This is a genomic window from Bradyrhizobium forestalis (assembly GCF_002795245.1).
GTDB lineage: Bacteria > Pseudomonadota > Alphaproteobacteria > Rhizobiales > Xanthobacteraceae > Bradyrhizobium > Bradyrhizobium forestalis.
On sequence record NZ_PGVG01000080.1, the window covers coordinates 1 to 11,688 of the forward strand.

An 11,688-nucleotide genomic window follows, 5' to 3' on the forward strand; every position below is an offset into this window, starting at 1 on the left:
AATCGGGAGATCTAGTCAGATCGCGCTCATTCGGCGCCGACTCACCCGAAAAGCCTCAGGGGCGCCGACTCCAACCCATCGGCTGCAAAACCTCCGGGCAAAAGAATCATTCTCACCCTCTGAGGAGGCGCGTAAGCGCCGTCTCGAAGGACGAGGCGTGCGCGCAGGCTGCCGCCAAGAGTCATATGCGATAGACCTGCGCTTGCGGAAGAGGGTGCACCTCCATCGTTGCGGCGATCGAGCCTCATCCTATTGCGTTTAATCCGTCAGATACTCCGGATGACGGCTTCGGATCTTGTCGAGCTCGCTCAGCGTGCCCGACAGATGCTTGCGCAGATGCTGTTGCGCGGCCTCGGCGTCACCCGCCTCGATCGCGCGCGTGATCAGCCTGTGGTGGCGGACGATGTTCTGGGCCTTGCCGGGTGAGGGCAGATGCAGCCGGCGCAGCCGGTCGATATGCCCGCTGCGGCTGCGCACCAGCGCCCAAAGCTCCTCCTTGCCGGCGGCCGCATAAAGCTGGGCGTGGAAGTCGTTGTCGCCGGCCATGAAGGCCTCGAAGTCGCCGGCTTTGGCGAATTGCTGCTGCAGCGCGATGGCGTGATCGAGGCGGACGATCAGCGCGTCGTCGTGCTTCTCCGCGAGCAGCCGCACAAGCTCCAGCTCCAGCGCCTGGCGCAGGAAATGCGCCTGCTGGGCGCGGCTGATGTCGATCCGGCTGACCACCGTCGCGTGCTGCGGAAATACGTCGACCAGGCCCTCTTCCTCGAGCCGCATCAGGGCATCGCGCACCGGCGTCGAGCTGACGCCGAACTGGCCGGCGAGCTCGGCGCGCGACAGCGGCGCACCCGGCGGCAGCTCCAGGGCGATGATCGCATTGCGCAGCCGTTCGAACACCTGCGGCGCGGCCTGCCGGGCGCGGTCGAGCCGGGCGGGTCGTGACGTCGCGCGCGGCGCGGTATGGGCTGCTTCCATGTCGGGTCCCGCGGGCTTGCCTTTGATGCACTAATATATTAGTGCATCAGCAGGGTCAACGCAGTGCGCCGCGCACCCGGAGGAAACACACAACAATGATCAATCATCTTCGTAAGCGGCTTGCGGCCGCCGCCGTGGTCGCCGCCGCACTCTTCGCGCCCGCGGCGCAGGCACAGCAGAAATCCGAGATCGCGCTGTCGCGCCAGCCGGGCATCTTCTACATGCCGAGCCACATCATGGAGAAGCTGAAGCTGATCGAGAAGCACGCGGCTTCGCTCGGCGTATCAGGCGTCACCACCAAATGGATCACTTTCTCCGGCGGCGGCGCGCAGACCGACGCGCTGCTCGCGGGCGGCGTCGACATCCTCAACACCGGCACGGGCAATCTTCTCTTGCTGTGGGATCGCACCCGCGGCGGGGTGAAGGGCATCGTCGCGACCTCGGCGCAGCCGATGACGCTGATCAGCCGCGACGCCAACATCAAGTCGATCAGGGATTTCGGCCCGGCCGACAAGATCGCGGTGCCGACCGTGAAGGTCTCGACCCAGGCGATCGTGCTGCAGATCGCGGCCGCCGAGGCGTTCGGTGCCGATCAATGGTCGAAGCTCGACGCCAACACCGTGCAGCTCGGTCATCCCGACGCCTATGCGGCGCTCGCCAATCCCAAGCACGAGGTGCACAACCACTTCTCGATCCCGCCCTTCACCTTCCTGGAGCTCAAGAACGTGCCGGGCGCGCATGTCGTGCTGTCGTCACCCGACGTGATGGGTGGCCCGCTCAGCCAGGCGCAGTTCTTCACCACGACCAAATTCGCCGACGCCAATCCGAAGATCATCCAGGCCGTGCGCGACGCGACCAAGGAAGCGCAGGACCTGATCCGCAGCGACACCAGGCAGGCCGTCGAGATCTACAAGGAGATCACCGGCGACAAGACCTCGGCGGAGGAGTTGCTCGATCTCCTCAAGGAGCCCGGCATGATGGAGTGGAATCTCGAGCCGCAGGGCACGATGAAATTCGCGGCCCATCTGTTCAAGACCGGCACGCTGAAGAACCAGCCCAAGGCCTGGACGGACTATTATCTCCCCGTCGCGCACGACCTGAAAGGCAACTGATGGCGCTGCTCGACGTCAGCTCCGTGACGCTGCGCTACAAGACTTCCAGCGCAGTCGTTACCGCGACCGAAAAAGTGAGCTTCACCGTCGACCGATCCGACCGCTTCGTGCTGCTCGGGCCGTCCGGCTGCGGCAAGTCGACCCTGCTCAAGGCTGTCGGCGGCTACATGAGCCCGAGCGATGGCAGCATGGCCATCAACGGTCGCGAGATCCACGGGCCCGGCGCGGACCGCATGATGATCTTCCAGGAGTTCGACCAGCTCCTGCCCTGGAAGAGTGTGCTCGCCAACGTCATGTTTCCTCTGCTCACCGCGCGAAGGCTGTCGCGCAAGGACGCCGAGGCGAAGGCGCGAGCCTATATCGAGAAGGTCGGCCTCACCCGCGTGGTCGATGCCTATCCGCACACGCTGTCCGGCGGCATGAAGCAGCGCGTCGCGATCGCGCGCGGCATGGCGATGGAGCCGGACATTTTGCTGATGGACGAGCCGTTCGCCGCGCTCGACGCGTTGACGCGCCGGACCTGCCAGGACGAATTGCTCCAGCTCTGGAGCGAGACCAAGTTCACCGTGCTGTTCGTGACCCATTCGATCGCGGAAGCGATCCGCATCGGCAACCGCATCCTGCTGCTGTCGCCGCATCCCGGGCGGGTCAAGGCCGAGGTGGTCGACGTCGACAAGGTCTCCAATGAAGACGGCAGCGCCGGCCGGCTGGAGAAGGAGATCCACGATCTCCTGTTCGCCGGCGAAGGCGTGGCGCACTGAGGGAGCCGCCCATGGGTGAAGCGAGAATATTGCTGCGTGACGCGCCTGTTGCCGCCACTGGTGCGGGCGAGGTCGAGCGCAAGCTGAGCGTGGCCGAGCTGCTCTGGAACGACGGCTTTGTCCGCAAGGCCGTCATCATCCTGTTCCTTGCGGCAATCTGGGAAGCCTACGGCGTCACGCTCGACAATCCCCTGCTGTTCCCGACGCTGCACGACACGATCGCAACGCTCTACGATCGCGTCAAGGACGGCACCATTCCGATGCGCGCCTGGACCTCGCTCAAGGTGCTGTTCATGGGCTATTCGGCCGGCATCGTGCTCGCCGCGATCTTCACGATCCTCGCCATCTCGACTCGGATCGGCACCGATTTCCTGGAGACGGTCACGGCGATGTTCAACCCGTTGCCGGCGATCGCGCTGCTGCCGCTCGCGCTGATCTGGTTCGGCCTCGGCAATGGCAGCCTCGTCTTCGTGCTGATCCATTCGGTGCTGTGGCCGGTCGCGCTCAACACCCATTCCGGCTTCAAGAGTGTGTCCAACACGCTGCGCATGGTTGGGCGCAATTACGGCCTGCGCGGGCTGCCCTATGTCGCCAAGATCCTCATCCCCGCGGCCTTCGGCTCGATCCTCACCGGTCTCAAGATCGGCTGGGCCTTCGCTTGGCGTACCCTGATCGCGGCCGAGCTGGTGTTCGGCGTGTCCTCAGGGCAAGGCGGGCTCGGCTGGTTCATCTTCGAGAACCGCAACCTCCTCGACATACCTGCGGTCTTCGCAGGCCTCTTGACGGTGATCATCATCGGGCTCTTTGTCGAGAACCTGATCTTCCGCGCCATCGAGCGGAACACCGTGCAGAAATGGGGCACCCAATCATGACCAAGAAGAAAACGCCCGACCAGCTCCGCAGCGCGCGCTGGCTCGCGCCCGACGATCTCCGCTCGTTCGGCCACCGCTCCCGCACCATGCAGATGGGCTACGCGCCCGAGGAGTGGAAGGACCGGCCGATCATCGCGATCCTCAACACCTGGTCGGACGCGCAGCCCTGCCACATGCACTTCAAGTCGCGCGTCGACGACGTCAAGCGCGGCATCCTGATGGCCGGCGGCCTGCCGCTGGAGCTGCCGGCGCTGTCGCTGTCGGAATCGCTGCTCAAGCCGACCACCATGCTCTATCGCAATCTGCTGGCGATGGACGCCGAGGAGCTGCTGCGCAGCCATCCCGTGGACGGCGTGGTGCTGATGGGCGGCTGCGACAAGACCACGCCGGCGCTGCTCCTGGGCGCGACCTCGATGGACATCCCGGCGATCTATCTGCCGGCAGGTCCCATGCTGCGTGGCAACTGGAGGGGCAAGACGCTCGGCTCCGGCTCGGACGGCTGGAAATACTGGGACGAGCGGCGTGCGGGAAAGATCTCCGACAAGGACTGGCTCGACATCGAAGCCGGCATCGCCCGCAGCTACGGCACCTGCATGACCATGGGCACGGCCTCGACCATGACCGCGATTGCGGAGGCGATCGGCATGACGCTGCCCGGCGCCTCCTCGATTCCGGCCGCGGACGCCAACCACATCCGCATGGCCTCGGAATGCGGCCGCCGCATCGTCGAGATGGTGTGGGAGGATCTGACGCCGAAGGTGATCCAGACCCGCAAGGCGTTCGAGAATGCGATTGCGGTGGCGATGGCGATGGGTTGCTCGACCAACGCGATCATCCATCTGATCGCGCAGGCCCGTCGCGCCGGCCAGGACATCGGCCTCGACGATTTCGAGAAGGCGAGCCGCAAGGTGCCCGTCATCGCCAACGTCCGGCCGAGCGGCGACACGTACTTGATGGAAGATTTCTTCTATGCCGGCGGCCTGCCGGCGCTGATGGCGCAAATCAAGCCGCATCTGCATCTCGACTGCATCACCGTCACCGGCAAGACGCTGGGCGAGAACATCGAGGGCGCCGAGGTCTACAATGCCGACGTGATCCGCGGGATCGACAATCCCATCTACGAGGAGGGTGCGCTCGCCGTGCTCAAGGGCAATCTCGCGCCCGACGGCTGCGTCATCAAGCCGAGCGCCTGCGCGCCGCGTTTCCTCAAGCACACGGGACCTGCGCTGGTGTTCGACGATTATCCCTCGATGAAGAAAGCGGTCGACGATCCCAACCTCGATGTCACCGAGGATCACATTCTCATCTTGCGCAACGCGGGGCCGCAGGGCGGGCCGGGCATGCCGGAATGGGGCATGTTGCCGATCCCGACAAAACTCGTGAAGCAGGGCGTACGCGACATGGTGCGCATCTCGGACGCGCGCATGAGCGGCACCAGCTACGGCGCCTGCATCCTGCACGTCTCGCCCGAATCCTACATCGGCGGCCCGCTGGCGCTGGTGCAGAACGGCGACCGCATCACGCTCGATGTCGCCGCGCGCACCATCAAACTCGATGTCCCCGAAGCCGAGTTGGACAAACGCCGCGCCGCCTGGAAGCAGCCCGAGCGCCGCTTCGAGCGCGGCTATGGCTGGATGTTCACAAAACACATCAAGCAGGCCCATGACGGCTGCGACTTCGATTTCCTCGAGACCGATTTCGGTGCGCCGATCGGCGAGCCGTCGATTTACTGACCGTCGTTCCGGGGCGCGCGTAGCGCGAACCCGGAACCCATTTAACCGCGGTGCGTGCGGCCCGATGGATTCTCTGGTGCGCAATTGCGCACCATAGCTCGCCGCTGCGCGGCGCCCCGGAATGACAAGAGGATGCATATGTCCAAACTCAGCGAAGCCACCCGCAACAAACTCAAATCCGTCTCCACCGCCACCGTCGCCACCGCTTTGTTCAAGCGCGGCCTGCGGATCCAGATGATCCAGGACGTGCATCCGGTCGGCCCGGACCAGCCGACCATGGTCGGCGAGGCCTTCACGCTGCGCTACATGCCGGCGCGCGAGGATCTCAACACCATCGACGTCTTCAAGGACCGCTCGCATCCGCAGCGCAAGGCGGTCGAGGATTGCCCGCCGGGCGCCGTGCTGGTGATGGACAGCCGCAAGGACGCGCGCGCGGCCTCGGCCGGCGCGATCCTGGTGACGCGGCTGATGAAGCGCGGCGTTGCCGGCGTCGTCACCGACGGCGGCTTTCGCGATTCAGCCGAGATCGCCAAGCTCGGCATCCCCGCTTATCACCACCGCCCGAGCGCGCCGACCAATTTGACGCTGCATCAGGCGATCGAGATCAACGTTCCGATCGGCTGCGGCGATGCCCCGGTGTTTCCCGGCGACGTCATTCTCGGCGACGCCGACGGCGTCATCGTGATTCCCGCGCATCTCGCCGAGGAGATCGCTAACGAAACATTCGAGATGACGGCGTTCGAAGACTTCGTCACCGAGGAAGTCGGCAAGGGCCGCGGCATTTTCGGTCTCTATCCCGCCACCGACCCGCAGACGCTCACCGATTTCGCGGAATGGCGGAAGAAGAACGGCCGCTAAGGCCGAAGCTGAGCCACGTCAAGAAACGGACCGGCCGCACGGGGCGGTGTGACGCATCTCGTGCCTCACACTCGATGTCGTCCCGGCCAAGCGCGCCTTAAGCGCGCGCTGATCCGGGACCCAACCCCAGGGAGCAGTTTGGCGAAGACTTCTAGTTAAGAAGCTTTCGTCGGTACTGCTGCCTGCGCTGTACCGATAGATCACGCGGTATGGGTCCCTGCGTTCGCAGGGACGACGGCGGTGGGTGTACTTACACCCCGGCCTCCGCCATCCCCGCCGCCCACAGCGCGAAGGCATAGACGATCGCGACTTCATCGAGACGGTCGAAGCGGCCGGATGCACCGCCGTGGCCGGCGCCCATGTTGGTGCGCAGCAGGACCGGGCCGCCGCCACGCATGGTGGCGCGCAGGCGTGCGATCCATTTTGCGGGCTCCCAATAGGTGACGCGCGGATCGGTCAAGCCGCCCATCGCCAGGATCGCGGGATACGCCTTTGCCGCGACATTGTCGTAAGGCGAGTAGGAGAGGATGGTCCGAAAATCCTGCTCGCTCTCGATCGGGTTGCCCCATTCCGGCCATTCCGGCGGCGTCAGCGGCAGGGTGTCGTCGAGCATGGTGTTGAGCACGTCGACGAACGGCACCTCGGCGACGATGCCGGCGAACAACTCTCCGGCGCGGTTGGCGACCGCGCCCATCAGCATGCCGCCGGCCGAGCCGCCATGGCCAATGATGCGCTTGGCGCTGGTGTATTTCGCATCGATCAGAGCTCGCGCACTCGCAGCGAAATCGTCGAACGAATTGGTCTTCTTCTCGCGCTTGCCGTCGAGATACCAGCCCCAGCCCTTGTCGGCGCCGCCGCGGATATGGGCGATGGCGTAAACGAAGCCGCGATCGACCAGCGACAGGCGGTTTGCGCTGAACGAGGCCGGCATCGCCATGCCGTAGGAGCCGTAGCCGTAGAGCAGCAGCGGCGCCGTGCCGTCGAGCTTGAGTCCGCGGCGATGCAGGATCGAGACCGGCACCTCGGCGCCGTCATGCGATTTCGCCATGATGCGCGTGGTGACGTAGTCGGCGGCATTGTGGCCGGACGGAATCTCCTGCCGCTTGCGCAGCACGCGCGTTCGCTTCGCCATGTCGTAGTCGTAGACTTCCGACGGCGTCGTCATCGACGAATAGGCAAAGCGCAAATTCGTCGTCTCGAATTCGTAGGAGCCCATCGTGTCCAGCGAATAGGCGGCTTCGTCGAAAGCGATGGCGTGCTCTTCCCCGCCAGCGAGATCGCGGATCACGATCGACGGTAGCGCATTGGCGCGCTCCAGCCGCACCAGATGGCCGGCATAGAGATCGAGGTCGATGATGTAGATGCCGGGCCGATAGGGAATCAGATCGCGCCAGTTTGTCCGCTCGGGCTGGCTCAGTGGCGCCGTGACGATCTTGAAGTCGATGGCGTCATCGGCATTGGTGAGGATGAACAGCTCGTCGCCACGGTCCGCGAGCGAATATTGCACGCCCTCTTCGCGCACTGCGACCAGGCGCGGCGGCGCCTCGGGGTTGGCGAGATCGATCAGCCGTTGCTCGCTTGTCTCATGATCGCCACCGGCGATGACGCAAAAACGGCCGCTGGTGCTCTCGTGCAGATGGGTGAACCAGCCGGCATCCTGCTCCTCATAGACCAGCGTGTCGTCGGCCTGCTTGGTGCCGAGCCTGTGCCGCCACACCTGCATCGGCCGGTGATTGTCGTCGAGCTTCACATAGAAGAAGCTCTTGCAGTCCGCGGCCCAGACCACGCCGCCGTCGGTCTCCTCGACGAGATCGTCGAGATCGGTCCCGGTCGCCCAGTCGCGCACGCGGATGGAGAAATATTCGGAGCCCTTGGTGTCCGCGCTCCAGGCCTGCAATTTGTGATCATACGAGTGGCGGCTGCCGCCGAACTTGAAATATTGGTGGTCTTTTGCGAGCGCATCGCCATCGAGCACGATATCGCCCTCGCCGCCGTCGCGCGGCATGCGGCCGAACAGCTCGTGCTGCCCGCCTTCGCGAAACCTGCGGAAATAGGCGAAGGGTCCATCGGGCGACGGCACGCTGGAATCGTCCTCCTTGATCCGCCCGCGCATCTCGCGCACCAGCGTCTTCTGCAGGCCCGCGGTGTGTCCGAGCAGGCTCTCGGTGTAGACGTTCTCCTCGTTCAGATATTTGCGGATATCAGGATCGATCACCCCGGGATCGCGCAGCACCTCTTGCCATTTCGCATCCTTCAGCCAGGCATAGTCGTCGGTCACGGTGATACCGTGCCGCGTGAAGGAATGCGGCCGGCGCGGGGCGACGGGGGGCTTCGAAGGCGTCTTGACTTGGGTCACTCGGTCCTCATCATCTCGTATTCGCGCGGCGCTTCCTCTTCACCTCTCCCCGCTTGCGGGGACAGGTCGGAATTTGCGTGAGCAAATTCCGGGTGAGGGGGTACAGGTCGCTCCACGATCTCAACCGCTGAGAGAGGCCCCTCACCCCGACCCTCTCCCCGTAAGAACGGGGAGAGGGAGAAGGCGCGTTCCCTTATATCGTCCCGATTCCATGAATTGCCAGCGCCGCTGCGCCATCTCACCGGGTTGTTGCCTAGCAGCTTGTATGCTTTAGGCTCCATATCCCCGCCGCCGGTCCAGCCAGATGCTGTTCAATTCCTACCCGTTCATCCTGCTGTTCCTGCCGGTCGTGCTGGCCGGCTATTTCCGGCTGGGACGGCGCAGCAATCTGGCGCCGGTGATCTGGCTGGCGCTGGCGTCGATCACCTTCTACGCGCTTGGCAGCTGGCAGTTCGTCGCCCTTCTGCTGATCTCGATCGCGTTCAATTACGGCGTCGGGCATCTCCTCATCGTGGCGGAGCTCAAGGTGCCGCAGCGCCGCGCAGCGCTTGCTCTCGGCGTCGTCGGCGATCTCCTCGTGCTTGGCATCTTCAAATATGCCGGCTTCGTCACAGAGAACGTCAACGCGCTGCTCGGCACGCATCTCGCGGTCCACCTCCTGCTGCCGGTCGGCATCTCCTTCTACACGTTCACTCAGATCGCGTTTCTGGTCGATGCCTATCGCGGGCAGGTCGCGGCCTATGCGCTGCCGCATTACGCGCTGTTCGTGACCTATTTCCCGCATCTGATCGCTGGGCCCATCCTCCACCACAAGGACATGATCCCGCAATTCGAGCAGGAGGACTCGAAATATCCGGACGCGCATCTGATCCTGTGTGGGATCATCATCTTTGCGATCGGCCTGTTCAAGAAGACCTGCCTTGCCGACGGCATCCAGCCGCTGGTCGCGCTCGCTTTCGAGGCGCGTTCGCCGAGCTTCGACCAGGCCTGGCTCGGCGCGCTCGCCTACACATTCCAGCTCTATTTCGACTTCTCCGGCTATTCCGACATGGCGATCGGCATCTCGCTGATGTTCGGCATCTTCCTGCCCGTGAATTTCAATTCGCCCTACAAGGCGAGCAGCATCGTCGAGTTCTGGCGGCGCTGGCACATGACGCTGTCGCAGTTCCTGCGCGACTATCTCTACATCCCGCTCGGCGGCAACCGCCGCGGCCGCGCGCTCCGCTACGTCAATCTGATGATCACGATGCTGCTCGGCGGGCTCTGGCACGGTGCGGCCTGGACTTTTGTCGTTTGGGGCGCGCTGCATGGCGCATATCTCTGCGTCAATCACGCGTATAGCGCGCTGGTGCCGAACGTTCCCTCGCTGCTGGCGCGCCCGGGCCGCATGCTTGGCGCCGTGCTGACCTTCCTAGCGGTTGTCATCGCCTGGGTGTTCTTCCGCGCCGAGAGCGTCGCCTGGGCGCTACGGATCCTCCACGCCATGGCTGGCCCCGCGAACATTGTGTTCGGCCGCGAGGAGATTGCAGCATTGGTGCAGGTCGTGATCTACGCGGCGCTGGTGTGGCTGGCGCCGAGCACGCAAGCGATCATGGGTTACGATCACGCTAATCGCAGGGTCGGCGAGGCCTTGCGGGCAGGGCGCATGCGACCGCTGGTCCTTTACGGCGCATCGCTGCTGCTCGCGTTCAGCATTTTGGGCATCCAGAGCCACAGCGAATTCATCTATTTCCGGTTCTGATGCAGGGCATGTTCACCAATCTTGGCCGTCTTCTGCTGGCGAGCGCGGTGTGCGTGCTTGGCGCCGCAGCGCTCACTTTCGTCGTCGATCCCCTGCAGCTGTTCCGCCCCTCGCGTCTCATGGCGGCGTTCTACTCCGACGACACGCGCGTGCAGAATGCCGGGCTGATCCGCAGCCAGTCATTCGACACCGCCTTCATGGGCACCTCGCTCGCGATCCATTTCCGCCAGAACGACATCGACCGCGCGCTCGGGGTCCGCTCGCTCAAGCTGGCGATGACCGGCTCCAATTCGCGCCAGCAGGCCTTTGTGCTGGAGCAGGCGATCGACCGTGGCGCAAAACGGGTGATCTGGGAGATGGACGATTTCATCTTCGTCGAGGCCGCGGATATCGAGACCGATCCCTATCTCTCCGTCGATCTTTATCGCGGAACGGCCAAGGGCATCGCGTCCTACCTGTTCAGTGCGGCGATGGCGAAGGAGTCCCTGTTCGCACTGCTGCGATCGATCCCGCCGCTGCGGCAGCCGCTGACCCGGGCGGCGCCCTATCTGCCCGTCAAGTTCGCGCTGTCCGACGTAGATGACATCTACGCGCTGCCGCGGGATTTCGACGTTGCGCGCGACTACAATGCGAAGAAGACGCTCGCCGCTTTCGCCTACATCACCAGTCCCGTGCGCAGCCGCTTCCTCGGCGAGGGCTACGGCTATGAGGCCATGGTCCGGCATTTCGAGCAGGATGCCGTCGGCCTGATCACGCGCCATCCGGACGTGACCTTCGACATCTACTTCCCGCCCTACTCGATCCTGCAATTCGTCGCCATGCGCGATGCCTCGCCGGAGACGCTGAAGATCGTCACGGATATCACGGCGGTGATTGCTCAGCGATTGACGCAGCTTCCTAATGTCCGCCTGCACGATTTCCGCGCGGTCAAGGCGGTGACGCACGACCTTAACAATTACAGCGACGTCATCCACCATTCGCCGGTGGTGGACGCCATGGTGCTGAAATGGCTGGCGAGCGGGGAGTACCGGGTCGATCCGAAGGCGCCGCTAAAGCCGTTAGAAGAATTGAAGAGGCAAGTCGAAGCCTATCGCGTGCCACAACCCTAGCCAAACACTCCGCCGTCGTCCCGGACAAGCGCGCCTCAAGCGCGCGCAGATCCGGGACCCATATGTGGACGGCCTCCGTGGCACAAGAGCTTTGTGAAGGTTTTGATCGGATCGCTTGCATCCATATGTCCGGCCTGTTGGTGCGGCGTGTTGGGCCGCTGGCCAAGATGGTTT

At 64.2% G+C, this 11,688-nt stretch carries 9 protein-coding genes; 7 read left to right on the plus strand and 2 right to left on the minus strand.

Annotated elements, in window-relative coordinates; genetic code table 11:
* Nucleotides 1-258 precede the first annotated feature (258 nt).
* Nucleotides 259-972, minus strand: coding sequence for a GntR family transcriptional regulator (locus CVM73_RS38040; protein WP_100236837.1), 714 nt, complete (start codon nucleotides 970-972; stop codon nucleotides 259-261).
* Nucleotides 973-1,067: 95 nt separating this feature from the next.
* On the opposite strand from CVM73_RS38040, the gene CVM73_RS38045 reads away from it, so the two are divergent.
* The 5 genes from CVM73_RS38045 to CVM73_RS38065 all read left to right on the plus strand — a co-directional run bounded on the left by CVM73_RS38045 (nucleotide 1,068) and on the right by CVM73_RS38065 (nucleotide 6,308).
* On the plus strand, nucleotides 1,068-2,084 hold the full coding sequence (locus CVM73_RS38045) for an ABC transporter substrate-binding protein (protein WP_100236838.1): 1,017 nt from the start codon (nucleotides 1,068-1,070) through the stop codon (nucleotides 2,082-2,084).
* Nucleotides 2,084-2,845: an ABC transporter ATP-binding protein gene (locus CVM73_RS38050; protein WP_100236839.1), complete on the plus strand. Its 762-nt coding sequence runs from the start codon at nucleotides 2,084-2,086 to the stop codon at nucleotides 2,843-2,845. The genes CVM73_RS38045 and CVM73_RS38050 overlap by 1 nt, the downstream gene beginning before the upstream one ends.
* Before the next feature lie 11 nt (nucleotides 2,846-2,856).
* A complete protein-coding gene (locus CVM73_RS38055) occupies nucleotides 2,857-3,717 on the plus strand; it encodes an ABC transporter permease (RefSeq protein WP_100236840.1) in 861 nt (286 codons plus the stop codon).
* Nucleotides 3,714-5,450: an L-arabinonate dehydratase gene (gene araD / locus CVM73_RS38060; protein ID WP_167407300.1), complete on the plus strand. Its 1,737-nt coding sequence runs from the start codon at nucleotides 3,714-3,716 to the stop codon at nucleotides 5,448-5,450. Before CVM73_RS38055 ends, araD begins: the two co-directional genes overlap by 4 nt.
* A gap of 138 nt (nucleotides 5,451-5,588) precedes the next feature.
* Nucleotides 5,589-6,308, plus strand: a complete 720-nt coding sequence (locus CVM73_RS38065) for a ribonuclease activity regulator RraA (protein WP_100236841.1) — start codon at nucleotides 5,589-5,591, stop codon at nucleotides 6,306-6,308.
* 250 nt (nucleotides 6,309-6,558) lie between these two features.
* On the opposite strand, the gene CVM73_RS38070 is transcribed toward CVM73_RS38065, so the two are convergent.
* A complete protein-coding gene (locus CVM73_RS38070) occupies nucleotides 6,559-8,664 on the minus strand; it encodes a S9 family peptidase (RefSeq protein ID WP_100236842.1) in 2,106 nt (701 codons plus the stop codon).
* 304 nt (nucleotides 8,665-8,968) lie between these two features.
* Here CVM73_RS38070 and CVM73_RS38080 point away from each other — a divergent pair, with 304 nt between their 5' ends.
* Both CVM73_RS38080 and CVM73_RS38085 read left to right on the plus strand, forming a co-directional pair.
* Nucleotides 8,969-10,405: an MBOAT family O-acyltransferase gene (locus CVM73_RS38080; protein WP_100236844.1), complete on the plus strand. Its 1,437-nt coding sequence runs from the start codon at nucleotides 8,969-8,971 to the stop codon at nucleotides 10,403-10,405.
* Nucleotides 10,405-11,514, plus strand: a complete 1,110-nt coding sequence (locus CVM73_RS38085) for a hypothetical protein (protein WP_100236845.1) — start codon at nucleotides 10,405-10,407, stop codon at nucleotides 11,512-11,514. Before CVM73_RS38080 ends, CVM73_RS38085 begins: the two co-directional genes overlap by 1 nt.
* Nucleotides 11,515-11,688 lie beyond the last annotated feature (174 nt).